Consider the following 24,270-nt stretch of genomic DNA (forward strand, 5'->3'; position numbering starts at 1 on the left):
GCGCCACCCTTCTTACAGGTTTTAAGTATTTGCATACTATCCTTAAGAAGGATTAGCCTCCACGCCCATGAGACCCCTGACCGAACACGACATCCGCACGTCGTTCATCAACTGCTCCAAGGGCGAGGCCAAGCGCGCCGAGCTGCCCAGAGACCTGGCCGACCTGCCCTGGGACGACCTCGACTTCCTGGGCTGGCGAGATCCGGGCGCCCCCGAGCGCGCCTACCTGGTCGCCAGCGGCGACGGCCCCCTGGTGGGGGTCGCGCTGCGGGTGACCTCCGGCGCCGCGCGGGCCTTCACCTCGCGCAGCATGTGCTCGCTCTGCCTGACCACGCACACCAGCGGCGGCGTGGCGCTGATGACCGCCCGGCGCACCGGCGAGCCCGGCCGCCAGGGCAACACGGTGGGGCAGTACATGTGCGCCGACCTCGCCTGCCCCCTCTACCTGCGCGGGAAGAGGCAGGCCGCGGGGGCCGGGGTCGTCGAGGAGTCGCTGACCCTTGAGGAGAAGCTCGCCCGCACCCACGCCAACGTGCGGGCCTTCCTGGACAAGGTGGCCGCCTGACCGGCCGCCTACTCGTCGTCCCAGGCCATCGAGCTGATCCGCCACCCAGCGGGCGTCCGGACGAACTGGGTGATCTTACGGCCCGCGCCCTCGAACCGCGCGCCGTCCCGGACGCCGGACTTGCGGTAGTCGCTGAACCGGTGGGCGATCGACCCGGAGATCTCGGTGCGCTCGGCCACCTCCCACTCGGAGAACTCCGTGAGCGTCCCGTCGGTCAGCAGCTTCTGCCGGGGCTCGACGAAGCCGTCGAGATCGTAGGCCACCGGCTCGCCCCCGGTGTTGTTGACGATCGTGACCTGCGGGATGCACAGGTCGCGGACGGCGGCGACGTCCGGGACGCGTCCGGCGGTGTTGGTGAAGGCGTCCAGGAAGGCGGCCATCAACCCGTCGAGCTCGGCCTTGGCGCCCGTGGCGGGCGCGTCGCCGGCCAGCAGCGCCCAGACCTCGCTGTCGTGCCGCTCGCCCCGGTGCGGGTAACGCGCGCGCAGCACGCCCTCGCGGGTCATGCCGAGCCGGCGCGCGACCTCGATGCTGCGGGTGTTGCCCGCCGAGACCCACCACTCGACCCGGGTCATGCCGCGTTCCCCGAACGCCCAGTCGATCAGCAGCCGGCAGGCCCGGGTCACCAGCCCGTGGCCCTGCCCGGCGGGCTCCAGCCAGCAGCCGACCTCGCACACCCCCGACACGGCGTCGAACCTGGTGAACATGACGCCGCCGACCAGCGTGCCGGCCAGCCAGATCCCGTAGATGCGGCCGCCGTCGGCGGCCTGGTCGTCGGCGTACCGCTGCAGGACCGCCGTGGCGGAGGCGAGGTCGGTGCTGCGCGCCGCCCAGGGGATCCACGGATCCACGATCGCGCGGGCACGGTCGATGTGGTCGAGGAACTCCTGCGCCTGCCAGGGCTCCAAGGGGCGCAGCAGGGCGTCGTCGCCGAGCGGCAGTGTGAACACGGACACCGTCCAATGGGTACGTAACGAGCGTTCGGTATGTAAGGTAGCAGCATGGCACCCGCTCCCGGAGACCGTGAAGCCCGCCGCGAGGACGTTTCCCAGGCGGTCTGGCAGGTGCTGGCCGACAAAGGGTTCGGCGGGCTGACCCTGCGCGCTGTCGCCACCGCCATGGGCGCCTCGACCGGCCTGCTCATGCACTACTTCCCGACCAAACGGGCCCTGGTCGCACACGCCCTCGACCTGCTGGAGAAACGTACGGCCGCCCGTCCCCGGCGCGAGCGCCCCGCCGACGGGCTGGCCGCGCTCAGGGCCGCGCTGCTCGACATCCTGCCGCTGGCCCCCGGCGACGTCGCCCGCAACCGCATCTGGGTCAGCTCATGGGACCTGGCCCTGGCCGACGACGACCTCGGCGCCGACCAGGGCGCCCGCTACGAACGGCTGCGCTCGTCGCTGCTGCGCCACCTGGAGACCGCCCGCGACCTCGGCGAACTGCCCCCGGCCGCCGACCCGGGACGGCTCGCGGCCACCGTCGTCGCCTTCACGCACGGCCTGGTCGTCCAGGCGCTGTTCGACCCCGCCCGCTTCCCCGAGGACGTGCAGACGTCCCTGCTCGACGACTTCCTCGCCTCGATCGCGGCACCCCTGCCGGCCCGCAGTCCGTGACGCCGTCCCTCAGGTGGCCACGGAGACGACGTGGCCGATCGAGGCGGGGTCGCCGGCCAGCCTCAGCATGCAGTGGGCCAGGTCGGCGCGGGTGGTGGACCGGCCGCCGCGCACGTTGAGGTCCACGGCCGTGCGGTAGCGGCCGGTCAGCCCGCTGTTCAGCAGCCGGGCCGGGCGCACGATCGTCCAGTCCAGATCGCGGGCCCGCAGCAGGCGCTCGGCCGCGGCCAGGTCGGTGTAGGAGTTCTTGAACAGCGGCTGCACGACGAGGGGCTTGAGCACGTACCGGGTGAACGGGCCGTCACCGGCGTCGGTGACCAGGCCGGCGGCGCTCACCAGCAGCAGCCGCCGGGCGGAGACACGTTCCATGGCCTGCGTGATCGAGCGCATGCTCGTGGTGTGCACGGTGGTCGGGCCCCGGTCGCGCGAGCCGAGTGCGATCAGCACGGCGTCGCGGCCCTTGATCGCCGGGGCGATGGCCTGGGGATCGGCCACGTCGGCGGTCACGGTCTCGACCCGGCCGCGCAGGTCGTCGGGCAACCGGGCGGGATCGCGGACGACGGCGGTGACCTCGTGCCCCAGATCGAGCGCCTGCCGGACGAGCTCACGCCCGGTGCCGCCGGTCGCGCCGAAGATGACGAGCCTCATGTCGTGTTCCCCTTCACAGGAGAGTGGGTGAATACTTACTCACCCTACTCGCCGGAGGGTCAGGTGGCGTTGGAGGGCTCGGCGGCGCCCGAGGGCTCCCCGGCACCGCCGGGGGCGTGGGCGGCCGCCAGGATCCGGGCCGTCTCCACGACCGCCGCGCGGCGCCGGGCCAGCGCCCTGCCGGGATCGGGCTCGTCGAGGATGAGCCGGCGCGCCAGGGTTCTCTTAAGCCAACCGTATGGTTTATTTGTTGAGGAGAGAGATCGTGACTGTCGACACCCTTGCCCCCGTGCCTGTCAGCCTGCCGCTGCCCGCCGCGCTGGACGGCCGTACCGTTGTGGTCGTCGGGGGCAGCTCCGGCATCGGGCTCGCGGCCGGCGCGCTGCTGGCCTCCGTCGGGGCCCGCGTGGTGCTCGTGGCCCGCGACCGCGACCGCCTGGCCGCCGCCGTCGAGCGGGTACGCACCCCCGCGAGCACCGTAGTCGGCATCGCCGCCGACGGCACCGACGAGGACGACCTGCGGCGTGTTCTGGACGAGGCCGGCGGCCCGGTGGACCACATGCTGGTCACCGCGGGCGGCCTGGCCGGCGGGCCGTTCCTCGACACGCCCGCCGACCGGCTCCGGCAGGCCGTGGACGGCCGGTTCTGGGGCGCCTACGGCGCGGCCCGCGTCGCGGCCCGGGCCATGGCGCCCGGCGGATCCATCACCTTCAGCTCCGGCCTCTACCTCCAGCGGCCCATCCCCGGAGCCGCCGCCGCCATCGCGATCCTCGGCGCCGTCGAAGGACTCACCAGGACCCTGGCCGTCGAGCTCGCGCCCCTGCGGCTGCGGGTCAACGCCGTCAGGTACGGCGTGGTGGACACCCCGCTCTCGCGCGGCAGCCTCGGCCTCGACGGGGACGAGGCGGTGGCCGCGGCCGGCCGTAGCATGCCGTAGCATGCCGCTCGGCCGCTTCGGCACGGCGCAGGAGGCGGCCTCGGCCTCGTTGTTCCTCATGACCAACAACTTCGTGACCGGGACCGTGCTCACCGTGGACGGGGGCCAGACCCTGGTCTGACACCCCCGCCCGTGGCCGCCGCTGAGGGCGTCAGGCCAGGTTGAGCTGCCAGGACACGCCGAACCGGTCAGCCAGCCAGCCGAACCTGGTGCTGAAGCCGTACGAGCCGATCGGCATCAGCGCCTGACCGCCCTCCAGCAGCGCCGCGTACAGCCGCTCGATCTCCTCCTCGGTGTCGCAGGCGACCCAGATCGAGATCGAGGGCGTGAAACCGAAGGCGTGCTGCTGGTTGCTGTCGATGCACATGTACTCCTGGCCGGCCAGGGTGAACGTGGCATGCTTGACGGTGCCCTCGGGGCCCGGCTCGCCGGGGCCGTAATGGGAGACGGCCACCACCTTGGAGTCCTCGAACAGGGACACGTAGAAGGTCATGGCCTCCTCGGCGTCGCCGTTCTGGAACATCAGGAACGTCGTGGTCTTCTGGCTCATGCCTGGTCCTCCGGAGGCAGGTAGAAGGCGGTGGTGCCGGCGACGGCGGCGACGGCGGTCTCGGGCGCGGCGCCCGCCCGCTCGAAGGCCGCCCCCCACGCCTGGCTGCTGGCGGTGATGAAACGCCGGCCGTCGCCGGTCAACTCGAAGCCGCTCTTGTCGGGCGGCGGCCCGCCCGCGAGGTGCAGGCCCAGACCCAGCAGCGCCAGGTCCCAGCCGACGCCGACCGCTCCGGGCCCGTAGCGCCCCCACATCTCCGGCGGCACCTCGGCGGTGTGCCGCAGCTCGAACAGGGTGCCCTCGTCCTCGGCCGACAGGCGCACCTCGACCTCCGAGAAGCCGGGGTCGGGCCCGAACAGCCAGCTCACCCTGAGGTAGGCGGGCGGCTCGCAGTCGAGGATCTCCCCGCCCGCGTTGCCTTCGAGCTGGTACGTGCCCCCGAGCCGCAGGTCGCCCGAGACGGGCAGGAACCAGCGGGCCAGGCGCTCGGCGTCGGTACAGGCGTCCCAGACGTCCTTCACCTCGGCGTCGTAGTGCCTGGTCAGTACAACGGTCTTGCGCTCACCGTCCTTCAGCTCCCGCCTGATCCGGGATATCTCGTCCAGACTGTCCATCTTGTTTCTTTCTCCTGCCCCGCACCAGTTCGGTGGCCAGCGCGTCGAGGCGCTGCTCCCAGAACCCGCGGAAATGATCGAGCCAGAGGTCGACCTCCCGCAGCGGCGCGAACTCCACGGCGTAGAGCCGTCGCGTGCCCTGGGCCCGCACGGTGGCGAACCCGTTGTCGCGCAGCACCTTCAGGTGCTGGGAGACGGCCGGCTGGGAGATGCCGAACTCTCGCTGGATGACTGTGGTGACCTCGCCGGAACTCTGCTCGCCGCCGGCCAGCAGCTCCAGGATCCGGCGGCGGACCGGATCACCGAGGACGTCGAACGCGTGCACGACCTCAGTGTTTCAGGGCAGGCTTATATAAGTCAAACCTGGGATAGGTGGGCGCGCACGAAGTCCAGCTCCAGCAGCAGCAGGTTCTCGGCCACGTCCTCCTGCGAGGTCATGTGCGTGACGCCGGTCAGGGGCAGCACCGTGTGCGGGCGGCCCGCGGCCAGCAGCGCCCCCGACAGGCGCAGGGTGTGGGCGGCGAAGGCGTTGACGTCGGCCAGGCCGTGCACCAGCATCAGCGGACGGCTCAGGCGCGGCGCGTCGGGCAGGAGCGAGCTGCGGTCGTAGGCGTCGGGGTGCTCGTCGGGGTGGCCGAGGTAACGCTCCTGCCAGTGGGTGTCGTACAGGCGGGGGTCGGTCACCGGCGCGCCCGCGACGGCCACGTGGAAGACGTCGGGATGACGCAGCACGGCCGCGGCCGACAGGTAACCGCCGTAGGACCAGCCGCGGATCGCCACCCGGTCCAGGTCGAGGTCGGGATGGCGGGCGGCGGCGGCGTGCAGCGCGTCGACCTGGTCCTCCAGCGCCGCGCTCAGCTTGTCGAAGCGGATGGCGCGCTCCCAGGACGGCCCCCGGCCCGGCGTGCCCCGGCCGTCGGTGACCAGCACCGCGAAGCCCTGGTCGGCGAACCACTGCTCGATCGCGAAGGCGTCGAGGCTGCGCAGCACCCGCGTCCCCATGGGCCCGGCGTACGGCGAGAGCAACACCGGCAGCCGCCCCGACCCCGGCACGTGCCCCGACGGGAACAGGACCGCCGTACGCAGGTCGCGCTTGCCCAGCGACACCAGCTCCACGCCCGGCCGCAGCACCGGCACCGCGCCGTGGGAGACGATCGCCTTCCCGCCCGCGCTCACCCGCACCCCATGCTCCTCCAGGCTGCGGCGCACCACGACCGTCGTCCCGCCGGCCCGGGCGCCGGTGTGCACGCCCGGCTCGGACGTCACCCTGACCAGGCCGTCGGCCCTTGACCAGGTGTACAGGTGCCGCTCGGTCGGCTCCTCGCAGCACTGCGCCAGCACGCTCTCGCCGTCGACCGCCAGGACCTCCAGCACCTGGAGGCCGAGCGGCGTCACCACGTCCTCGCCCACCATCAGGCGGCGGGTGTCGTCGCGGTCCACCGTCCAGACCAGCTCGCCCGCGGCCGTCCGCGCCGGGACGCCCGGCACCAGCTCCAGCCAGGCGTCGTCGGTGTCCTCACGTACCAGGGTGGTCGCGCCGGTGGCCGGGTCGACCTCCAGGACGCGGGTGGTGCGCTGGTCGCGGCTCTGCACCAGCACCAGCAGGCCCTGGCCGGTCCACGACACCGCCGCCACGTACTCGAAGGCCCTGCGGTCCCACACGACCTGGGTGCGCCGGCCCTCCAGCGTGACCAGCCACAACGACACGTCGGCGTTGGCCGTACCGGCCGGCGGGTAGGCCATCACCCGCGGCGGCCTGCCGGGCTCGGCGGGCTCGGCCAGGCACCACTTCTGCACGGCGGAGTTGTCCACCCGGGCCGCCAGCAGGCGGCTCCCGTCCGGGGCCCACCAGTAGCCGCGATGGCGGCCCATCGACTCGCCCGCCACGTGCTCGGGCAGCCCCCACGTCACGTCCGTGCCGCCGGGGACGAGCAGCGGACGCTCCCCGACGTGCAGCGCGCCGCCCGAGACGAACGCGACCTGCTGGCCCGAGGGGTCGAGCCGCGGGTCGGAGCCGGTGAGGCCGAGCGCGCTCACCTCGCCGGTCAGCAGGTCGACGGTGTGCAGCGCGCCGTCGACCGCGTAGACGGCCTTGGTGACCGCGGCGTCGGTGGCGTAGGCGACGATGCCGGCGGCGCGCTCGCGGGTGCGTTCCCGGCGGGCGCGCTCGGCCTCCGACAGGCGCGCGCCGGGCGTCGGCGCGCCGGGGTCGGCGAGCAGGCGCTCCTCCCCCGTGGCCACGTCGAACGACCACAGCCGGTTCACCGGGTCCTCGCCCGAGGAGGACCGCAGGAAGATCACCCGTGTGCCGTCCGGGGAGATCGTGAAGTTCCGCGGCACGCCGTGCGTGAAGCGAGCCGTCCGCGCGTGCTGGCGGGGAAGCGTGAGGGGAGGCATGGCGCGATCATAGACACGGCCCGTCGAGGCGGCGCAAGGCAGGCCAGGGTGGCGGCGCGGGCACGCTCCCACGCTGTCGAAGGCGTAGCCGTTCATCGGGGTCGCGGCGGCGGTACGGGGCGGGGTCAGTCGTCAAGGCCGCGTGCCGACAGCGCCTCGCCCAGCGCGTCCGCGTGCCGCAACGCCCCCACCACCAGCGGCACCGCGAAGGCCCGCACGCTGCGCTCAACCCCCCGCGCCCGCTGCGCCTCCCTGACCCGCCCGGCCAGCGACGCCACGACCGGCACGCTGCGCACGGTCAGTGAGAGCAACAACGACAACCGGAACGGGTCCAGCCCCACGAACCTGGCCGGCGACAGGCCGCGCTCCAGCGTCGCGAGCATCGCCGCCGTCCGCGTGGTCAGCGTCACCAGCCCCGCCAGCGCCACGGCCAGCACCACCCGCAACGTCGAGGACACCGCCGCGTCCAGGTCCGCGAACACCACTTGCAGGCCGAACAGCGCGACGGCGAACCAACGCACCGGCCTGACCTGCGCCCACGCCGCCCGCACCCCCACCCGCGAGGACGCGTACAACGCCACCACCACGACCGCCGCCCCCGCCAGCGCCGCCGCCGGACGCAGCAGCACCAGCACCGTGCACGACAACGCCAGACCGGCCAGCTTGACCCCGGCCGGCGACCGGTGCAGCCACGAGCCGCCCGGCACGTACGCCCCGGTGAGACCGTTCACGCCATCAGGGCGGTGTAGTGGCCGATCGCCTCGGCGGGCGTGCCGTCGGCGACGACCCGGCCCCCGTCGAGCACCAGCACCCGGTCGAACCCGGCCAGCAGCGGCAGGTCGTGCGTGACGACCAGCACCTGCTGCGGCATCTCCCGCAGCAGGTCGGCGACCTGGCGCGAGTGGCGCAGGTCGAGCAGGGTCGTGGGCTCGTCCATGACCAGGATGTCGGGTTCGAGCACCATGACCGCGCACAGGGCGAGCAACTGCTTCTGGCCGCCGGACAGCTGGTGCGCGGGATGGTCGGCGTGCCCGTCCAGCCCGTAGCGGGCCAGTACGTCGTGCACGCGGCGCTCGACCTCCTCACGGGACAGGCCCTTGCGGCGCAGCGAGAAGGCGACGTCCTCGGCCACGGTCGGCATGACGATCTGCGCGTCCGGATCGGTGAACAGGAACCCCACCCGCCGCCTGATCTTCGCGGCCTGGCGCCGGGTGTCCAGCCCGAGCACCGTGACCTCGCCCGAGGTGGGCACGGCCAGGCCGTTGATCAGGCGGGCCAGCGTGCTCTTGCCCGAGCCGTTCGCGCCGACCACGCCCACCCGGCGCTCGCCCAGGCTCGCGGTGACGCCGCGCAGCACGTCCCGCGTGCCCAGCCGGACGTGCACGTCGGCGAACTCGATCACACGACCACCTCGAACAGCGCGGCCACGCCCAGGCCGCCGCCGACCGCCGCGGCGGCCAGGCCCAGCGTCCCGGCCGGGGCTGCGGACCGTACCAGCCTGGAGAAAAGCCTGGTCACCACCACCGCGCCGGTCGCGCCCCACGGGTGGCCGAGCGCCAGCGCGCCGCCGCCGGCGCACACCCGTTCGCGGTCGGCCGCCAGCGGGTCGAGACCGAGCGCGTCGGTGACGGCCAGCACCTGCGCCGCGAACGCCTCCACGATCTCCACCGCCGCCACCTGTCCCATGTCCACCCCAGCACGTACGAGCACCCGGCGCACCGCGGGCACCGGCCCCCACCCGGGCAGCGCCGGATCGCACCCGACGACGGCCCCGGCCACCAGCCGCAGCCCCGGCAGGCCGCCACGCGACCCGTCGGCCACCAGCGCCACGACGGCCGCGCCGTCGCTGACCGGGGAGGAATTGCCGGCGGTCACTGTACCGCCCGCCACGAACGCCGCGGGCAACCGGGCCAGCGAGGCGGCGCGCAGCGCCCTCGGGCGCTGGTCCTCCGCCCGGCCGCCGACGGGCACGATCTCCTCCTCGAACGCGCCCGCCGCGCGGGCGGCCAGCGCCTTGGCGTGGCTGAGGCGGGCGTACTCGTCCTGGCGGAGGCGGGTGATGCCGTACCGGGCCGCCAGGGCCTCCGCCGCCGGGCCCATGTCAGGGTCGGGGTGGCCGCCGGGCGCGAAGGGGGCCCGCTCGTACGGACGGTCCGCGCCGCGCGGCGTACGCAGCGGCGCGGTCGAGGCGCTCTCGGCCCCTCCGGCGATCACCACGTCCATCTCCCCCGAGGCCACCGCCTGCCCGGCCACCAGGATCGCGGCCAGCCCGCTGCCGCACTGCCGGTCGACGGTCAGGCCCGGCACACCGTGGCCGAGCCCGGCGGCCAGCGCCGACACCCTGGCCACGTTGCCGCCGGGGCCCGTGCAGTTGCCGAGCACGACGTCGTCCACCGGCCGGCCCACCTCACCGGCCACCGCCTCGATGACGGGGGCGGCCAGCCCGTCCACGGCGACGTCCTTGAAGGCGTGCCCGGCCGTGCCGATCGGCGTACGGCGGGCCGCCACGACGACGGGTCTGCCGCCCACGTCAGGCCAGCCGCCGGATCTCGGGGTCGCCGCCGGCCAGCCGGTCGGCCACCAGGCCACGCGCCGGCTTGCCCGACCCGGTGCGCGGCAGCGCCGGAACGGCGTACCAGCGGCGGGGCCGCTGCGCCACGTCGAGCCCGCCGCGGGCGACGGCCTCCAGCAACGCGCGCGGCGGCGGCGAGGCGCCCTCCACCACGGCGGTCACCACCGAGCCGAGCGACGGGTGAGGCGAGCCGATCACCACGATGTCCCCCACGCCCGGCACCTTCCGCAACACCGCCTCGACGTCCTCGGGCACGACGGTCGCCCCGCCGGTCTGGATCGCGCCGTCGCCGCGCCCGCGCACCCGCAACACCTGCCCGGCCCGGTACGGTTCGGCCAGGTCGCCGACCGTCGTCCAGCCCTCGCCGTCGCGGCGCAGCGGACCGGCGGCGCCGCCCAGGTAGCCGTCGGCCAGCCACGGCGAACGTGCCCACACCTCGCCGAGCCTGCGCCCCGGCTCGGCCCTGACCTCGATCTCGACGCCCGGAAAGGGACGCATCCCGCCCCCGTCGGCGTCGCAGGCCACGAACGACAACTCGGTCGCGCCGTAGTACGACAACACCCGCACCCCCGCCCGCCCGGCCCGATCACGTGCCTGCCTGCTCAGCGCCGCGCCGCCGACGACCGCCGTACGCAGGCCCGGAGCCTGCTCCAGCAGCTCGGCCAGCCGGTGGGGCACCACGTGGACCGCGGTCGCCGCGCGCAGCAGCGCCGCCGCGGGACGGCCCCCGGGCACCAGGGCGGTCGCGCCGGCCGCCAGGGTGTGCACGGCGGCGAAGGCGTACAGGGAGGAGACCAGCGGGCCGGGCACGAGGACGACGTCGTCCGCGCCGATCCCGGCCAGTTCGTCCAGGTACGGGAAGGAATGCGTCCACGAGGCCCGACTCCGGACGACCGCGCGTGGCCGGCCGGTGCTGCCGGAGGTGAAGCAGGCCCAGGCCCGGTCACCGGGACGCGGCTCGGCCACCAGCGGCGCGCCAGGCACGTACGGCAGCGGCTCCCTGACCCGCAGGTCGGCGCCCGCCGCCGCGGTGATGCGCACCCACCGCTCCGGACTCCAGGCATGGTCGCCCACCAGCGGCGTCACCCCGGCCAGATCGGCCGCCAGCACGGCGGTCAGCAGCTCGACCGGGTCCTGAAGGGCGATCGCGGCCAGCGTGCCGCGCCCCTTGAGGTACCGCGCGCCGCCCTGGACCCGCCCGGCCAGCTCGCCGTACGTCAGCGAGCCGAGCGGCCCGCGCAGGGCGACCCTGGACGGGCTCCCCGCGGCGTGCCGCAGGACGTGCTCGGCAACGGGCATCAGCGCACCCGTTCGTTGTGAACGGCCGGGACCGCGTCGGGATAGGCACGCTGCGTGCCCCTGGCCACCAGCGCGGCCACCACCGCCTTGACCAGGTCACCCGGCAGGAACACGGCGCTGAGCCGCATCGCCTCCGTCAGCGGCAGTCCGGTGATCAGCGCCTGCACCGGCACGCCGATCAGGTAGACCACCCCGATGCCGCCCACCACGCAGGCCACCAGCAGTCGCAGCAGGCTCGGCGTGCGACCGGCCCGCTCCACCAGCAGCCCGGTGACCGCGGCCGCGGGGATCCAGCCGATGAGGAACCCGGCCGAGGGGGCGGTGAACACGCCGACCCCGCCGCGCCCGCCCGCCAGCAGCGGCAACCCCGCCGCGACCAGGCCGAGCAGCACGACCACCGCCAATGCCGCCCGCCAGCTCCCGAGGACGGCCCCGGCCAGCATGACGCCGAGCGTCTGCAGCGTGATCGGCACCGGGTTGCCGAAGACGTTGAACGAGCCCGGGGCGCCCAGCACCGCGATCAGCGCGGCGAACACGGCGATCCTGGCCAGGTCCCCCATGAGGAACCCGCGCTGTCCTCCTGCGTTCTTCATGAGGACGATCCCACACCAGAACGGGGCGATCACGCATGCAGGGTTCCCACAACGCCGATGGCTACGCCTTGTCGGAGGCGGTCATGCAGTGGGCCGCCCGGAAGGCGTTGGCGATCTTCGTGTGCCAGGAGTCCAGCTCCCGCGCCGACAGGGTGGCGTTGGGAAAAGTGACCGTGACCTGCCTGGACACCCCGGAGATCGTCGCCGCCATGGACACGTGGATCCGGTCGGGCACCAGCGTCACGGCGTCGGGATAGTGCACCTGGACGCGGTAGTCGGCCACCGCGCCGCCCTTGGACCCCAGGCAGGCGCGGGCGCCGTTCTCGACGCGGAGCATCAGGCCCTGGTTGATCTGCCTGCCGCGCATGGGGACCAGGTTGTAGCGCTTGCTGACGCCGGAGAAGGAGGAGGCGAGGAGATGCCCGCCCTGCCAGTCGCCGCTGCCTCCCCAGTTGCCGACGGTGGACTCGCAGTCGCTGCGGGGGGCCGCCTTCCTGGCCAGTTCGGTGGACAGGGCCTGGGCCGGCCGTCCCGCGCCGTCGGTGGTGTAGGTGTTGGAGCCGTCCTTGTAGGTGTGGTTCCTGGCCAGGTGGCGGATGCAGGCGGCGGCGTCCGTGTCGGCCGCGTGCGGCGCCCGGGCCGCCTGGGCTGCTGAAGGCGGGGCCGTCAGAGTGGCGATCGCCAGGGCGGCGGCGCACAGGGCAGGGGGGAGCCTTGTCATGGGCATGAGCAGGATGTCCTCTCGCGGGGAAAGGCGACAGGCCGCGCGCTCCCGCCATCGCGGGTTGCTTCACGCTATTGGTGGCCTCGTCGGCTTTGTCGCGACATTTATGCCCGTGGAGGTCGTAGCGGAACGTTGCTACATCGCTACTTTTGGTAGTGATTGCAGGTAGGTTGTCCTGCTCAGTGTTCGACGACGGCCCAGCCGTGCGGGGGCAGCGTCAGCAGGGTGCCGTCCAGGTCGCCGTCCCCGGCGCCGAGCCGGCCGGAGAAGGGCAGGGTGACCTGCGACGGCTCGTCGCCGGTGCTCAGCGCGACCGCCAGGGCGTGCTCGCCGGAGCGGCTCTCGTAGGCGTAGAGCTGGTTGGACAGGGTCAGGTCGGTGGTGTGGGCACGCGACAACCACGGGTGGCGGCGGCGCAGGGCGATCAACCGCCGGTGCAGCTCCAGCACCGGCAGGCCGTCCGGCGGCAGGCCGGCCGGGGAGGCGGGGAACGCCGGGCGTACGGCGTCGTCGCCGCCCTCGCGTTCCTCCTTGACGCCGCGCATGGCGTACTCGTCGCCGGCGTACAGCGAGGGTGTGCCGGCGACCGTCATCAGCACGGCCAGGGCGTGGGGCAGATGGCGTACGTCGGTCAGGCGGCTGGCGATGCGGGTGACGTCGTGGTTGCCGACGAACGTCATCGGGACGAACGACTCGGCGAAGGCGGTGTGCCGCTTGAGCGCCCAGGCCAGCTCGAAGGCGTTGCGGTCGTTGAGCGAGCTCCAGATCGCCTTCCACAACTCGTACTGGGTCACCGCGTCCACACCGGTCTCGGCCACGAACGCGGCGTAGTCGCCGTGGATGACCTCCCCCACCACGTACGTGCCGGGCCGCCCGCCGCGTACGCGCGGCAGCACCCGCGCCCAGAACCGCGGCGGCACGGCGTAGGCGGCGTCCAGCCGCCAGCCGTCGGCGCCGCGGTCGAGCCAGTGGGCCATCACCGCCGCGACGTGCTCGGCGACGGCCGGCTCTGCGTGGTCGAGCGCGACGAGCGACTGATGCCCCTCGAAGTCGTCGTGGGCGGGAGGGCCGCCGTCGGCGGGCCAGCGCAGCCGGAACCAGCGGGCGGCCGCCGAGCCCGGCCCCTCGCGCAGGGCCTGCTGGAAACGCGGGAAACCCTGCCCGACGTGGTTGAAGACGCCGTCGAGGAGCACCCGCAGCCCGCGCTCGTGCGCGGCGGACACCAGCGCGTCGAAGTCGCCGTCGTCGCCGAGGCGCGGGTCGATGCGGAAGTGGTCGAGGGTGTCGTAGCCGTGGGTCTCGGCGGCGAATACCGGGCCGAGTTGCAGCGCGTCGGCGCCCAGCGCGACGGCGTGGTCCAGCCACGGCACCAGGCCCCTGAGCCGGTGGGTCACCTCCGGTACGGCGGCGCGCTCGGCGCCCAGGAAGCCCAGCGGATAGACGTGCCAGAAGATCGCCTGCTCTGCCCAGGACGGCACGTCAACCCCCCATCGAAGATCCACGGCCCATTCTAGGCGGGCCCCCGCCGCACGCCCCTCGCCGGGGGCCATGGTGGCGAGGACGGGTCAGGAGGTCAGGGCGAGGGCGCGGGCCACTTCGGCGGTGGCCGAGGACGTGCGGGTCGGGGAGCCGCCGTCGCGCAGGGAGGCGTCCGGGTCCTTCAGGCCGTTGCCGCTGAGGGTGATCACGATGAGCCGGCCCGGCGCGACGGCGCCGGCGGCGTGCCGGTCGAGCAGGCCGGCGATCCCGGCGGCCGAGGCGGGCTCGGCGAAGACGCCGTCGCGCCGGGCCACCTCCCGGTACGCCGCGAAGATCTGCTCGTCGCTCACCGCGCCGATCAGGCCGCCGGACTCGTCGCGGGCCCGGACGGCGCCGTCCCAGGTGGCCGGGCTGCCGACGCGGATCGCGGTCGCCGCCGTCTGCGGCGCGGCGACCGGTGCGCCGTGCACGAGCGGGGCCGCGCCGGCCGCCTGGAAGCCCCACATGCGCGGCAGCCGGGTGGCCAGGCCCTCGCGCAGGTAGGTGCGGTAGCCGCCCCACGTGGCGGTGATGTTGCCGCCGTTGCCCACCGGCAGGCAGTGGATGTCGGGCGCCTCGCCCAGCGCGTCGACGATCTCGTACGCGACCGTGCGCTGACCGGCCAGGCGCAGCTCGTTGCCGACCGAGTTGACCAGCGCGATCGGGTGGTGGCCGGCCAGTTCGCGGGCGACGCGCAGGCAGTCGTCGAACGTGCCGTCGATCTCGACGACGTGCGCGCCGTGGCGTACGGCCTGGCCCAGCTTGCCGGCCGCGACGCCGCCCCGGGGCACCAGCACGGCGGCGGCGAGCCCGGCGCGGGCGGCGTAGGCGGCGGCCGAGGCACTGGTGTTGCCGGTGGAGGCGCACAGGACCAGCTCGGCCCCGGCCTGCGCGGCCCGGCTGATCGCCACGGTCATGCCGCGGTCCTTGAACGATCCCGTGGGGTTGGCGCCCTCGACCTTGAGCCAGACGTCGCAGCCGGTCAGCCCGGACAGGTGCGCCGAGCGCAGCAGCGGCGTGTTGCCCTCGTTGAGCGAGACGGAGGGGGTGTCGGCGGTGACCGGCAGCCAGCGCCGGTAGCCGCTGTCGATCAGTCCGTTCCAGGTACTCATGCGTGCACCGTAACACTTGTTTCATGATGGTCGGATTGATGTAACATTTGTCAGCATGGACGACGATCCGGTGGCGAGCCGTCTCAGCGCGGTCTATCCCGACCTGCCGCCCGGGGACCGGGCGATCGTACGGGTGCTCCTCGACGACTACCCCTTCGCCGCGCTCGGCTCGCTGCGCGCCCTGGCCGAGCGGGCCGGGGTCAGCCCGCCGACCGCCTCGCGGCTGTTCGACCGGCTGGGATACGCCGGCTTCGCCGGGTTCCAGTCGGCCGTACGCGACGGGGCCCGCGACCGGTCGCGCCTGCGCGAGTTCGTCACCCGTTCGCCCGGCATGCGGCGTGCCGCCGAAGACCTCCGGGCCGGCCTGGACGGCACCCTGGCCGCCGTCACCGAGCAGCTGCTCGACTCCGTGGGGACGCTGCTGTCGCAGGCCGCGTCCGTGTGGGCGATGGGCGGGCCGCTGAGCGAGCTGGCCGCCGAGTACCTGATCAGGCAGCTCGCCGGCCTGCGGCCCGGCGTCCACCGCGTGCCCGGATCCGCGCCCGCCCGCGCCCGCGCGCTGCTCGACCTGCCCGGCCCGGCGGCCCTGGTCGCCTACGACTTCCGCCGCTATTCCCCCGGCACCGCCCGCTTCGCCGAGGCCGCGTGCGCGCGTGGAGCACGGCTGGTGCTGATCACCGATGCCTGGGAGTCGCCGCTCGCCGCGCGGGCCGAGACGCTGATCCGGCTGCCGCCCGAGGCCGCCGGGCCCATCGCGCCGCTGGCGCACCAGATCGCGGTCACCGAGCTGCTGCTGGTGGCCGCCGCCGCCCGGCTCGACCCGGCCCGCCGCCTGGCCGACCTCGACGAGCTCACGCAGGCGTTGTGAGCCGCTTGTAGAAGAAGCTGCAGTCGAGGAGCGTGCCGTCGGGCGCGCCGGCGTAGCCGGGCACGATGCCGTACCGGGTCCAGCCGCCGGTCAGGTAGACGTGCTCGGCGGGGCTGCCGGTCTCGGTGTCGAGCACCAGCAGCCCGGCCCCGGCCGCGGCGGCTCCCCGCTCGGCGGCGTCCAGCAGCAGGCGCGACAGGCCGCGGCCCCGCGCCGCGCGGTGCACCAGGAGCTTGGCGACCTCAGCGCGGTGCCGCGAGTTGGGCCTGCGGGCCAGGACGACGCTGACCGTGCCGGCCAGGCGGCCGTCCGCGTCGCGGCAGGCCCACACCGCCAGGCCGCCGTCGGCCACCGCCGCCTCCTGCTCGCGCCACCACACGGCGGCCTCCGCCGGCCCGAACGGCTTCAGGAACCCGACGGACGCGCCGCCGTCCACGGCGTCCGCCAGCAGCACGGCCAGCTCCTCGACGCTCGCGGCGAACTCCTCGGCCGACAGCAGGGCGACGGTGTGCATGGGGACTCCTTCGGTGCTCAGGGGAGGACGACGAGCAGGGCGTAGCGGACCGGCGAAGGGCCGGGGCAGCGGAAGCGCGAGCTCCCCCACAGGCGGAATCGCAGGCAGTCGCCCGCCTCCAGCCGGTGGACGCGGCCGTCGGCGGTGACCTCGACCACGCCCTCCATGACCCAGATGTGCTGTTCGAGCCCGGGGACCGGCGGCTGGTCGTAGGCGATGTCCGCCCCCGGTCGCAGCCGCCCCTCGACGACCTCGCCGCGCAGCCCGGGATGCGGCGGCGAGACCGAACGGCGTTCGAAACCGGAGCTCTCGTCCCGCCACACCGCCTGCGCCCCGGCCCGCACCACCTGCGCCGGCTCGGACTCCACCTCGGCCAGCAGGCGCGACATCGTCCGGCCGTAGACCGCGCACAGCTTGTTGAGCAGGGCGGCGGTCGGGCTGATCTCCCCGCGCTCCAGCCGGGACAACGTCGAACGGCTGACGCCGGCGCGCCGGCCCAGCTCGTCGAGCGACCAGTCGCGCTCGATCCGCAGCTCGGCGAGCCGTCCGGCCAGCCGCTCGTCCAAATTGTGTCCCACATCCGGGAGCATATCCCACATGCGGGACAAGGGGTCAGGCGCGCCGGCCCTTGTGACGGATCTTGATGTCCCGCATGTCCGTCACCGCGATCCGCAACACCTGGTACGGCACCTCGTATGCCTCCAGCGCCGCCACCGCCCGTCCGGTCGCCTCCCGCTCGCCGTCCTCGGGCCCGGCGGGCACCTGGCAGCGGAACGTGAACGCCGACACGGTCCCGTCATGGGTGAACGTGCCCGAGTCGGTGAAGGCGACCGCCTCCGCCGCCAGCACCTTGGCGCGTCCCTCCTCGTCCAGCCCGTCGAACTTCCCACGAATGGTCACCCGGAACAACGCTCAGCCCTCCCGTACGGCATAGGTCAGCAGCCGCTCGCCGGCCAGCGCTTCGGTCACGTCCAGCAGCTCCAGCACGGCCCCGGCGATGGCCTCGGGCCGCTCGCCGGCCGCCACCCGCCTGCCGACCTCGGCGAACACCAGCGAGTGCAGGCAGCCGATCTGCCAGGCGACGGCCCGCGGCAGCGGATCGCCCGGCGCGGCCCCCGCCTCCTCGGCCAGTGCCTCCGCCAGCGCGTCGGTCATCTGCGCGCCCAGCTCCTCCAGCCGCGCCCGGAGCGTGGGGGCGGCGAGCATCATCTCCAGCACCCGGCCGAACCCGGCCGTCAGCCCCAGCCTGCGGTCCTGCCCGCGCAGCTCCTCGCGCAGCCGGGCCAGCACCGCGCCCGCCGCCGACTCGCCCGGCGCGCGGTCGCGCACGATGTCGGCCAGCCGCTGCGGCGAGGCCTCTTCCGGAGGCAGTACGAGGTCTTCCTTGGCGGCGAAGTAGTTGTAGAGCGTGTTGACCGACACCTCCGCCGCCGCGGCGATCTCGGCGATCGTGACCTGGTCGAACCCGCGGTCCACGAACAGCCCGATCGCCACGTCGGAGAGGTGCCGGCGGGTCTTGCGCTTCTTGCGCTCACGAAGCCCTTCGGTCATGAAGGGACTCTACTGCAAAATTGCAGTGGATTGCGGTTTTTTCGCTCACCGGGACTCGACGTCGGCGGCGAAGCGATCCCACGCCGCCTGGCGGGTGATGCCCAGGGCCTCGCCGATCCTGGCCCAGGTCACCTCGCGGTCACGGAGGATGCCGACCCAGGCGCGCAGGTCGCGTTCGGCCTGCTCGACGGTGAGCGCCTGGCGCGGCAGGGCTGCCAGGACGTCCTCGTCGGACATGCCCGACACGTACTGGTCGGTCGGGTCGGGGCCCCAGTGCACGCTCGCGGTCCGGTCGCCCTCGGCCTTCTGCAGCTCGCCGGCGATGATCTCGTGGCACAGCTCGACGCAGGAGTCGCAGATGTAGACGCCGGGCCCGGCGACCACCTTCCTGGCCTCCTCGTGCGGCTTGCCGCAGAACGAACACCTCGTCGCCACCTGCTCGACGGGCCTCACCTCTGGGGTGCTTGATGTCGTCATGCTGTCAGCCTGTCCTTGACAGGCATCCGTGTCAAGGACAGGCTGACAGCATGCGTTCCAGGGTCACAGGGGTTGGGCGGAGAACGTCCGGCGGGCGTGGCGGAGCAGCGCCCGCACCGCGGGGCCGCCGCCCTCCCGCCAGACCAGGGCGAGCAGCGCGGGCGCGCGTACGTCCTCGACGGGCAGCGCGGTGAGCCGGTCGCGGTACCGCGCGGCCATCGACTCGCTGAGGATCGCCACCCCGAGCCCGCGTACGGCCAGGTCGGCGATGGTGTCGGCGGCGCCGGCCTGGAGCGCGATCACCGGCCGCAGCCCTCGCGCGGCACACGCCTCGTCGAACACCGCGCGCAGCCCGGTGCCCTGCGGCATGCACACGATCGGGTGTTCGGCCAGGTCGGGCAGGGTGACCCGGCGCCGCGCGGCCAGGGGATGGCCGGGCGGGACCGCCGCGACCAGCCGCTCGCTGATGATCGTCAGGGCTTCCAGGCCCTCGGGGACGGCGTTCGCGGTGCCGATGAGCGCCAGGTCGAGCGCGCCCGACCGAACCCCTTCGACCAGCCTGTCGGAGTTGTCCTCCAGCAGCGCGAGCTCCACACCCGGATGCGCCTCGTGGAAGGCGGCCAGCGCGTCGAACAGAGGGGTGATCGTGCAGCCGAGCACCATGCCGACCGTGAGCGTGCCGCGGATGAGGTCGGTCACCTCGCCCACCGCCTGGCCGACCGCCCCGGCGGCGGCCAGCGCGGCGCGGGCGTGGCCGAGCGCGGCCTTGCCCGCCACGGTGAGGGTGGCCACGCGGGCCGACCGGTCGAACAGCTCGGCGCCCAGCTCGCGTTCGAGCCGGCGGATCTGGGCGCTGACCCCGGACTGGCTGATGTGCACCCGTTCGGCCGCCCGGGTGAAGCTGCGTTCCTCGGCCACCGCGACGAAGTACTCCAACTGCCTCAGTTCCATAACTGCTGATTCTAGATGTCATCACAACCATCTGTTGGACTTCTGGTACGGGCCCAGGCAGCCTGGAAGGAGAAACCGGAAAGGACGTCACCATGACCGCATATGAGAAGGCCATGCGCCCCGAGGACATCACCCGCCTGTTCGTCGAGCGTTCCAACGCCGGCGACGCGGCCGGGGTCGCCGCGCTCTACGAGGAGGACGCCGTGCTGGCCTACCCGCCGGGCGCGCAGACCGTGGGGCGGGCGGCGATCCAGGCGCTGTGGGAGAAGGTGCTGGCCGGGGGCCCGCGCTTCGAGCTGGAGCAGCCGCTGCCGACGCTGGTCAGCGGCGACCTGGCCCTCACCTCCACCCCGCCCAAGGACGGCTCCGGCGCCCGTGCCCAGGTCGTCCGCCGCCAGCCCGACGGGAGCTGGCTGCGTGTGCTGGACCAGCCCGAGTTCGTCAACCCCAACGGCTGAGCACGATCACGCCCCGGCGGGTCCGGCCGTGGCCGCGGCCGCGCCGGTCAGGTCCGCGCTGGCGGCCCACAGGCCGGCCGCCAGCGCGGTGTCGGCCAGGTCGCCGCGTACGGGCTCGGGGACGGGCCGGCCGCGCAGCCCGAACACCCGCGGCCCCCACAACTGGCCGCCGCGTACGGACGGGTCGAGCACGGCACGTACGGCGGGCCAGGCCGCGGCCTCCTTGCCCTGGACGAGCAGCCCCGCGGGCAGGCCGGGGCGGAGCTCGCCGGTGGTGCGGGAGCGCACCGGACGCGAGGGGGTCAGGGAGTCGAGCGCCCCGCCGGGATGGGTCACCACGCTCGACGTCGAGGCGCCCGCGGCACGCAACCGGCGGTCCAGCTCGAAGCCGAAGAGCATCTGCGCCAGCTTCGAGCGCGCGTACGCGCGTTTCGGCCGGTAGTCGCGCAGGCTCTGGAGATCGTCCAGGTCGAGGGTCACGGACTTGGCGGTGAGGCTGCCGACGGTCACCACCCGGCCGGCCGGAGCGGCCGCCAGCAGCGGCGCCAGCCACGAGACCAGCACGAAGTGCCCGAGGTGGTTGGTGGCGAACATCAGCTCGTGCCCGTCGTCCGTCTCGCGCCGCGGCGGGTGGTCGAGCAGCACCCCGGCGTTGCACACGACCGCGTCCAGGCTTTCCAGCCGCAGCGCCGCGACGCCGGCCTCGATCGAGGACGGGTCGGCCAGGTCGAGCGGCACGTGCCGGACCCGCGCCCCGGGGACGCGACCGCCGATGGACCGCGCGGCGGCCGACGCCTTGGCGGGGTCGCGGCTGCCGAGGATCACGGTGGCGCCGGTGCCGGCGAGCTGTTCGGCCACGAAATAGCCGATGCCCGCGTTGCCGCCGGTGACCAGGAAGTTCCTGCCCTCGGCGGACGGCAGGCGCCGGACGTCCCATGAGTGGGCGGACATGGCGGCTCCTTTATTTCTGAAGTGACTATGAAACTATAATCACTATAGTTTTACGGTAGTCTGGCGGCATGACGACCGGGCGCCGCGAGCGCAAGAAGGTACAGACCCGCAGGGCCCTGGCCGAGGCCGCCGTGCGGCTGTTCGCCGAGCACGGCTACGACGGCGTCACCGTCGCCCAGATCGCCGACGAGGCCGACGTGTCCGTCGCCACCCTGTTCGCGCACGTGCCCGACGGCAAGGACGCCCTGATCTTCGACGACGGCGACGAGCGGCACGTCTGGCTGGCCACCGCCGTCCGCGACCGGCCGGCGGGCCAGAGTGTGCTGGAGGCCCTGCGCCGCTGCCTGGCGGCGCGCGGGCCGTTCGCCGCCGCCCTGCCGCCCGAGCAGCGGCGCAAGCGCGACCTCATCGTGCGCACGCCCGCCCTGCGGGAGTACTCGCGCAGGTTGTGGATCGCCGCCGAACGCCCCCTGGCCGAGGCGATCGCCGCCGCGACCGGGCGCGAGGCCGCCGACATGACAGTGCGCGCGCTGGCCCGGTACGTGCTGGAGATCCCCGAGCTCGCGGGCGCCGAGCCCGACCCGCGCGCCGCGCTGGACGCCGTCTTCGACCTCCTCGAATCCGGCTGGCCGGAGCCCGCCTGAGCAGGGCGGTTGACGCGGCGGACCGGGCTCTGGTCCGCTGTACGTTCCTGATCATCGACTTCGGGGAGGAAGCCCGTGCGGTTCCCCAGGCTCCTGGCCACCATGATCGTCTCGTCGGTCCTGGCGGCCTCGGCCGTGACGGCGAGCGCGGCGGCCGCCGCTTCCTACACCGTCTGGCACTGGAACGCGGCCGGCAACACCCTGAACCACGGCTCCACGGGCAACGGCATGGTCCGGGCGGCCGTGAGCTCGATCGTCGCGCGGGGCGCGAACCTGGTGTCGTTCAACGAGTTGTGCGCCGGCCAGTACCAGGCGCTGGTGAGCGGCCTGCGGGACGCCGGCTGGCCGGCCGACCGGGACAACTTCGCGCGGTTCGCCGCCACGTACCCGGCGACGGCGGGCGCGCCGTGCGGCGGCGGCGAGTACGGCAACGCCATCTTCAGCAGACAACCCCTGGGCGCCGCCGAGCGCGTCACCCTGCCCGACGACGGCAAGACCGAGCGGCGCAAGATGCTCTGCGCCCCCTTGCAGGCCCGCCCCCACCTGCGGTTCTGCTCCACGCACACCACGTACGTCGACGCCTACCGCGCGGCCCAGCTCAACGCCGTGCTGGCCAAGCTGGAGGCGTACCACGCCGCCGGGGACACCGTGGTCGTGGCGGGCGACTTCAACCTCACGCCCGACGCCGCCCGGCTGAACGGCTACTACTCCCCCACCGTGAACACCGCCAACAACCGCGGCAACACCGGCAAATACCACGAGCTGGACGACGCCGACCCCGGCAACTGCCCCGGCTACGGCGAGCTGACCGTCAGCACGCCGGACGGCAAGGGCCCGTGCGGCTCGGGGACGAAGCTCGACCTGATCTTCGCCAGGGAGGACAGGATCGTGGGCGCGTACTCGGCCGACTCGCTCGCCCCGCCGGCCACGTGCACCGGTAACCCCGGCGGCCTGTGCTCCGACCACCGCGTCGTGGTCGGAACCGTGACCCTGTCGTAGGAACACGAAGGCCCGCCGCCGGGACTGCCCCCGGGGCGGGCCTTCTCAGCCGACGATCACCGGCCCGGCCGGACGAGCAGCACGTTGCCCAGAGCGCGCTGTCCGGTGGCGTCGGAGGGACGGTTGAGAATGCCGTCCCGGGACGTCGCCATCACGCTGGAGCCGCCGCCGTCGAGGTTCATGGCCTCCACCGCGCCCAGCCGCTTCATCAGCTCGGCGCCCTGGGCGATGCCGAGGCCCTCGCTGTAACCGTCCTGCCGCCCGTCCACGACCACGAGCATCAGGCGGCCCCGGTCGTCCACGCCGACCATCGAGCGCGGGTTGGCCCGTACGGTCCAGTTGTAGGTGAACGTCTGGTCCGCGCCGTCGCGGATGATGCCGTCGGCGGCGGCGTTGACCGACACCCGCCCGTCACGGACGAGGGTGGGGCCGACCTGGAGGATGGTGGTGTCCGGGGTGAGCGGGACGCGGCGGCCCCTGCTGTCCTCGACCCGCTCGGTGACGGTCAGCCGGCGACCCGGCGCCGCGTGCGCGAGCAGCCAGTCGGCGCTGTCGCCGATCGCCTGGATGGTCGAGCCGCCCGCCGGAACGGCCGCGCCGCGGGTGGTGTTGACCACCAGCACCTTGCCGCGCGCGTCCAGCACGGCCTCCGCGCCCGCGCCCACCGGAGGAGTGCCCCACTCGGGGGTGAAACGGACCAGCTCGCTGGGGTCGGTGCACTTGAAGTCGTGCTGAGGCTTCTCGGTGGGCACGTCGCCGCCGACGCCGCCGCAGTTCCAGATCTCGCCGGGCAGCCGGTTGACGCCGTCGATCTCGACGGTGTCGCCGCCCGCGCGGAGCGTCACGTGGGCGGTGTAGGCGTCGGTCTCCACCCGGCGGCCGCCCTGCGTGATCCTGATGCCGCCGCGTCCCTGGGTGGCGCTGCCGATCAGCCTGCCGTCCTTGACGTACAGGCCGGTGGGCGAGCTGTTGAGGAACCACTGCGCGTTGACGCCCGCCACGGCGCCGGAGGAGGAGATCAGGTCGGTGAGCGTCTCCATGCCGCTCAGCGTGGGACCGAAGTCGGTGTCCACGGTGCCGCGGAAACGGCGGAAGTCGACGCGCAGCACGTGGACGCGCTGCGGCGCCCCGGCGTCGGTGCCGTCCTGTGCGGTGTAGCGGGTGCCGCCCGTCAGGCCCGCCGCCTTGACCTGGCCCAGGCCGGTGGCGGCCGCGGCGGCGGTGGCGTACCGTCCGACCCGGACGATCCAGCCGAGCACGCCCGCCGGCCGGTCGGCGAAGGCGGGCAGGTCCACCTGCTCGACGCGGGGCTCGAAACCCTTCTCCCGCAGCGTCGCGGCGACGCGGTCGGCGATCTCCCGGGGGCCCAGCGCCGTGGCCGCCCGGTTGAGCGGGCCGTCGATCACGGCCGGCAGGTACACGTGGACGGTCCAGAAGTCGTCGTCGTTCTTGGCGCCGAGGGTGAGCTGCGTCAGCGTCACGCCGGGGGCCACGTCCACGGTCCCGGGGGCGGCGGTGGCCGCCGTGGCCGTGGTCGCCGGGGCCGTGACCAGCAGCGACGCGGCTGCCAGGAGAGCGGGGAGAGCTTTGCGGTACATGCGCGCCACTCCATCGCAGGCGGGTGACGCCCGCGCGCCCTGGGCGGGACGCGCCCGGATCCGCCGCCGGAAGATCACGTGAACGGCCCGTCCCCGGGACCGGCGCGAACGCGTGCT

Annotated in this window: 30 protein-coding genes; 8 read left to right on the forward strand and 22 right to left on the reverse strand. The window is 73.9% G+C overall.

Features of this window, described 5'->3' with window-relative positions:
• Positions 1–67 precede the first annotated feature (67 nt).
• Complete coding sequence (locus DMB42_RS46455) at positions 68–565, forward strand: FBP domain-containing protein (RefSeq protein ID WP_125646532.1); 498 nt, start codon at positions 68–70, stop codon at positions 563–565.
• 8 nt (positions 566–573) lie between these two features.
• On the opposite strand, the gene DMB42_RS56195 is transcribed toward DMB42_RS46455, so the two are convergent.
• A complete protein-coding gene (locus DMB42_RS56195) occupies positions 574–1,521 on the reverse strand; it encodes a GNAT family protein (protein ID WP_312024808.1) in 948 nt (315 codons plus the stop codon).
• A 45-nt stretch (positions 1,522–1,566) separates the two neighbouring features.
• Here DMB42_RS56195 and DMB42_RS46465 point away from each other — a divergent pair, with 45 nt between their 5' ends.
• Positions 1,567–2,178 (forward strand): TetR/AcrR family transcriptional regulator, encoded by a 612-nt coding sequence (locus DMB42_RS46465; protein ID WP_125646534.1) that lies wholly within the window; start codon positions 1,567–1,569, stop codon positions 2,176–2,178.
• Between the two features lie 9 nt (positions 2,179–2,187).
• Here DMB42_RS46465 and DMB42_RS46470 read toward each other — a convergent pair whose 3' ends face one another.
• Complete coding sequence (locus tag DMB42_RS46470) at positions 2,188–2,826, reverse strand: NAD(P)-dependent oxidoreductase (RefSeq protein ID WP_125646536.1); 639 nt, start codon at positions 2,824–2,826, stop codon at positions 2,188–2,190.
• A 265-nt stretch (positions 2,827–3,091) separates the two neighbouring features.
• Between DMB42_RS46470 and DMB42_RS46475 the strand changes: the two genes are divergently transcribed.
• Positions 3,092–3,763 (forward strand): SDR family oxidoreductase, encoded by a 672-nt coding sequence (locus tag DMB42_RS46475; RefSeq protein WP_221762670.1) that lies wholly within the window; start codon positions 3,092–3,094, stop codon positions 3,761–3,763.
• Position 3,764: 1 nt separating this feature from the next.
• Positions 3,765–3,884, forward strand: a complete 120-nt coding sequence (locus DMB42_RS54540; protein WP_221762671.1) for an SDR family oxidoreductase — start codon at positions 3,765–3,767, stop codon at positions 3,882–3,884.
• Positions 3,885–3,914: 30 nt separating this feature from the next.
• Here the strand turns inward: DMB42_RS54540 and DMB42_RS46480 are convergent, their stop codons facing one another.
• The 12 genes from DMB42_RS46480 to thrC all read right to left on the reverse strand — a co-directional run bounded on the left by DMB42_RS46480 (position 3,915) and on the right by thrC (position 15,142).
• Positions 3,915–4,313, reverse strand: coding sequence for a VOC family protein (locus DMB42_RS46480; protein WP_125646538.1), 399 nt, complete (start codon positions 4,311–4,313; stop codon positions 3,915–3,917).
• Positions 4,310–4,927, reverse strand: a complete 618-nt coding sequence (locus tag DMB42_RS46485; RefSeq protein WP_125646540.1) for an SRPBCC family protein — start codon at positions 4,925–4,927, stop codon at positions 4,310–4,312. The genes DMB42_RS46480 and DMB42_RS46485 overlap by 4 nt, the downstream gene beginning before the upstream one ends.
• Positions 4,875–5,252: a helix-turn-helix transcriptional regulator gene (locus DMB42_RS46490; RefSeq protein WP_125646542.1), complete on the reverse strand. Its 378-nt coding sequence runs from the start codon at positions 5,250–5,252 to the stop codon at positions 4,875–4,877. Before DMB42_RS46490 ends, DMB42_RS46485 begins: the two co-directional genes overlap by 53 nt.
• A 32-nt stretch (positions 5,253–5,284) precedes the next feature.
• A complete protein-coding gene (locus DMB42_RS46495; protein ID WP_125646544.1) occupies positions 5,285–7,324 on the reverse strand; it encodes a prolyl oligopeptidase family serine peptidase in 2,040 nt (679 codons plus the stop codon).
• Positions 7,325–7,449: 125 nt separating this feature from the next.
• Entirely contained in the window at positions 7,450–8,055 is a 606-nt protein-coding gene (locus DMB42_RS46500) for an energy-coupling factor transporter transmembrane protein EcfT (RefSeq protein WP_125646546.1), read from the reverse strand.
• Complete coding sequence (locus DMB42_RS46505; RefSeq protein WP_125646547.1) at positions 8,052–8,726, reverse strand: energy-coupling factor ABC transporter ATP-binding protein; 675 nt, start codon at positions 8,724–8,726, stop codon at positions 8,052–8,054. Before DMB42_RS46505 ends, DMB42_RS46500 begins: the two co-directional genes overlap by 4 nt.
• Entirely contained in the window at positions 8,723–9,853 is a 1,131-nt protein-coding gene (locus DMB42_RS46510; protein ID WP_125646549.1) for a thiolase family protein, read from the reverse strand. Before DMB42_RS46510 ends, DMB42_RS46505 begins: the two co-directional genes overlap by 4 nt.
• Before the next feature lies 1 nt (position 9,854).
• On the reverse strand, positions 9,855–11,195 hold the full coding sequence (locus DMB42_RS46515; protein ID WP_125646550.1) for an AMP-binding protein: 1,341 nt from the start codon (positions 11,193–11,195) through the stop codon (positions 9,855–9,857).
• Positions 11,195–11,788, reverse strand: a complete 594-nt coding sequence (locus DMB42_RS46520; protein WP_125646552.1) for a biotin transporter BioY — start codon at positions 11,786–11,788, stop codon at positions 11,195–11,197. The genes DMB42_RS46515 and DMB42_RS46520 overlap by 1 nt, the downstream gene beginning before the upstream one ends.
• Before the next feature lie 61 nt (positions 11,789–11,849).
• Positions 11,850–12,509, reverse strand: a complete 660-nt coding sequence (locus tag DMB42_RS46525) for a DNA/RNA non-specific endonuclease (protein ID WP_185845226.1) — start codon at positions 12,507–12,509, stop codon at positions 11,850–11,852.
• Between the two features lie 182 nt (positions 12,510–12,691).
• Positions 12,692–13,990, reverse strand: a complete 1,299-nt coding sequence (locus tag DMB42_RS46530) for an alpha-amylase family protein (RefSeq protein WP_221762672.1) — start codon at positions 13,988–13,990, stop codon at positions 12,692–12,694.
• Between the two features lie 87 nt (positions 13,991–14,077).
• Entirely contained in the window at positions 14,078–15,142 is a 1,065-nt protein-coding gene (thrC, locus tag DMB42_RS46535; protein ID WP_125646558.1) for a threonine synthase, read from the reverse strand.
• A gap of 55 nt (positions 15,143–15,197) precedes the next feature.
• Between thrC and DMB42_RS46540 the strand changes: the two genes are divergently transcribed.
• On the forward strand, positions 15,198–16,010 hold the full coding sequence (locus tag DMB42_RS46540; protein WP_125646560.1) for a MurR/RpiR family transcriptional regulator: 813 nt from the start codon (positions 15,198–15,200) through the stop codon (positions 16,008–16,010).
• Here DMB42_RS46540 and DMB42_RS46545 read toward each other — a convergent pair.
• From DMB42_RS46545 to DMB42_RS46570, 6 genes are all read right to left on the reverse strand, one after another.
• A complete protein-coding gene (locus DMB42_RS46545; RefSeq protein WP_125646562.1) occupies positions 15,994–16,524 on the reverse strand; it encodes a GNAT family N-acetyltransferase in 531 nt (176 codons plus the stop codon). The genes DMB42_RS46540 and DMB42_RS46545 overlap by 17 nt on opposite strands.
• A gap of 17 nt (positions 16,525–16,541) precedes the next feature.
• Positions 16,542–17,102, reverse strand: coding sequence for a helix-turn-helix domain-containing protein (locus DMB42_RS46550; RefSeq protein ID WP_260478345.1), 561 nt, complete (start codon positions 17,100–17,102; stop codon positions 16,542–16,544).
• Between the two features lie 34 nt (positions 17,103–17,136).
• The gene (locus DMB42_RS46555) at positions 17,137–17,424 is read right to left on the reverse strand and encodes a DUF6204 family protein (RefSeq protein ID WP_260478346.1); all 288 of its coding nucleotides are present in this window, start codon (positions 17,422–17,424) and stop codon (positions 17,137–17,139) included.
• 12 nt (positions 17,425–17,436) lie between these two features.
• Complete coding sequence (locus DMB42_RS46560) at positions 17,437–18,075, reverse strand: TetR/AcrR family transcriptional regulator (RefSeq protein WP_125646568.1); 639 nt, start codon at positions 18,073–18,075, stop codon at positions 17,437–17,439.
• A 45-nt stretch (positions 18,076–18,120) separates the two neighbouring features.
• On the reverse strand, positions 18,121–18,552 hold the full coding sequence (locus tag DMB42_RS56200; RefSeq protein ID WP_125646570.1) for a ClpX C4-type zinc finger protein: 432 nt from the start codon (positions 18,550–18,552) through the stop codon (positions 18,121–18,123).
• Positions 18,553–18,615: 63 nt separating this feature from the next.
• Positions 18,616–19,503, reverse strand: coding sequence for a LysR family transcriptional regulator (locus DMB42_RS46570; protein ID WP_125646573.1), 888 nt, complete (start codon positions 19,501–19,503; stop codon positions 18,616–18,618).
• Between the two features lie 92 nt (positions 19,504–19,595).
• Between DMB42_RS46570 and DMB42_RS46575 the strand changes: the two genes are divergently transcribed.
• Positions 19,596–19,961: a nuclear transport factor 2 family protein gene (locus tag DMB42_RS46575; RefSeq protein WP_125646576.1), complete on the forward strand. Its 366-nt coding sequence runs from the start codon at positions 19,596–19,598 to the stop codon at positions 19,959–19,961.
• A gap of 6 nt (positions 19,962–19,967) precedes the next feature.
• Here the strand turns inward: DMB42_RS46575 and DMB42_RS46580 are convergent, their stop codons facing one another.
• Positions 19,968–20,912, reverse strand: a complete 945-nt coding sequence (locus DMB42_RS46580; RefSeq protein ID WP_125646579.1) for an SDR family NAD(P)-dependent oxidoreductase — start codon at positions 20,910–20,912, stop codon at positions 19,968–19,970.
• Positions 20,913–20,980: 68 nt separating this feature from the next.
• On the opposite strand from DMB42_RS46580, the gene DMB42_RS46585 reads away from it, so the two are divergent.
• Positions 20,981–21,556 (forward strand): TetR/AcrR family transcriptional regulator, encoded by a 576-nt coding sequence (locus tag DMB42_RS46585; protein ID WP_125646582.1) that lies wholly within the window; start codon positions 20,981–20,983, stop codon positions 21,554–21,556.
• 75 nt (positions 21,557–21,631) lie between these two features.
• Positions 21,632–22,555, forward strand: a complete 924-nt coding sequence (locus DMB42_RS46590; protein WP_221762673.1) for an endonuclease/exonuclease/phosphatase family protein — start codon at positions 21,632–21,634, stop codon at positions 22,553–22,555.
• A gap of 56 nt (positions 22,556–22,611) precedes the next feature.
• Here DMB42_RS46590 and DMB42_RS46595 read toward each other — a convergent pair whose 3' ends face one another.
• Positions 22,612–24,153, reverse strand: coding sequence for a phosphodiester glycosidase family protein (locus tag DMB42_RS46595; protein WP_125646585.1), 1,542 nt, complete (start codon positions 24,151–24,153; stop codon positions 22,612–22,614).
• Positions 24,154–24,270 lie beyond the last annotated feature (117 nt).

The sequence above is a fragment of the Nonomuraea sp. WAC 01424 genome, from assembly GCF_003947315.1.
In the GTDB taxonomy this organism is placed as follows: domain Bacteria; phylum Actinomycetota; class Actinomycetes; order Streptosporangiales; family Streptosporangiaceae; genus Nonomuraea; species Nonomuraea spiralis.

Coding starts and splice junctions, on each gene's coding strand:
- DMB42_RS46455 (WP_125646532.1), top strand. CDS start 68: ATGAGACCCCTGACCGAACACGACATCCGCACGTCGTTCATCAACTGC.
- DMB42_RS46465 (WP_125646534.1), top strand. CDS start 1,567: ATGGCACCCGCTCCCGGAGACCGTGAAGCCCGCCGCGAGGACGTTTCC.
- DMB42_RS46470 (WP_125646536.1), bottom strand. CDS start 2,826: ATGAGGCTCGTCATCTTCGGCGCGACCGGCGGCACCGGGCGTGAGCTC.
- DMB42_RS54540 (WP_221762671.1), top strand. CDS start 3,765: ATGCCGCTCGGCCGCTTCGGCACGGCGCAGGAGGCGGCCTCGGCCTCG.
- DMB42_RS46480 (WP_125646538.1), bottom strand. CDS start 4,313: ATGAGCCAGAAGACCACGACGTTCCTGATGTTCCAGAACGGCGACGCC.
- DMB42_RS46485 (WP_125646540.1), bottom strand. CDS start 4,927: ATGGACAGTCTGGACGAGATATCCCGGATCAGGCGGGAGCTGAAGGAC.
- DMB42_RS46495 (WP_125646544.1), bottom strand. CDS start 7,324: ATGCCTCCCCTCACGCTTCCCCGCCAGCACGCGCGGACGGCTCGCTTC.
- DMB42_RS46515 (WP_125646550.1), bottom strand. CDS start 11,195: ATGCCCGTTGCCGAGCACGTCCTGCGGCACGCCGCGGGGAGCCCGTCC.
- DMB42_RS46520 (WP_125646552.1), bottom strand. CDS start 11,788: ATGAAGAACGCAGGAGGACAGCGCGGGTTCCTCATGGGGGACCTGGCC.
- DMB42_RS46525 (WP_185845226.1), bottom strand. CDS start 12,509: ATGACAAGGCTCCCCCCTGCCCTGTGCGCCGCCGCCCTGGCGATCGCC.
- thrC (WP_125646558.1), bottom strand. CDS start 15,142: ATGAGTACCTGGAACGGACTGATCGACAGCGGCTACCGGCGCTGGCTG.
- DMB42_RS46540 (WP_125646560.1), top strand. CDS start 15,198: ATGGACGACGATCCGGTGGCGAGCCGTCTCAGCGCGGTCTATCCCGAC.
- DMB42_RS46545 (WP_125646562.1), bottom strand. CDS start 16,524: ATGCACACCGTCGCCCTGCTGTCGGCCGAGGAGTTCGCCGCGAGCGTC.
- DMB42_RS46560 (WP_125646568.1), bottom strand. CDS start 18,075: ATGACCGAAGGGCTTCGTGAGCGCAAGAAGCGCAAGACCCGCCGGCAC.
- DMB42_RS56200 (WP_125646570.1), bottom strand. CDS start 18,552: ATGACGACATCAAGCACCCCAGAGGTGAGGCCCGTCGAGCAGGTGGCG.
- DMB42_RS46570 (WP_125646573.1), bottom strand. CDS start 19,503: ATGGAACTGAGGCAGTTGGAGTACTTCGTCGCGGTGGCCGAGGAACGC.
- DMB42_RS46575 (WP_125646576.1), top strand. CDS start 19,596: ATGACCGCATATGAGAAGGCCATGCGCCCCGAGGACATCACCCGCCTG.
- DMB42_RS46580 (WP_125646579.1), bottom strand. CDS start 20,912: ATGTCCGCCCACTCATGGGACGTCCGGCGCCTGCCGTCCGCCGAGGGC.
- DMB42_RS46585 (WP_125646582.1), top strand. CDS start 20,981: ATGACGACCGGGCGCCGCGAGCGCAAGAAGGTACAGACCCGCAGGGCC.
- DMB42_RS46595 (WP_125646585.1), bottom strand. CDS start 24,153: ATGTACCGCAAAGCTCTCCCCGCTCTCCTGGCAGCCGCGTCGCTGCTG.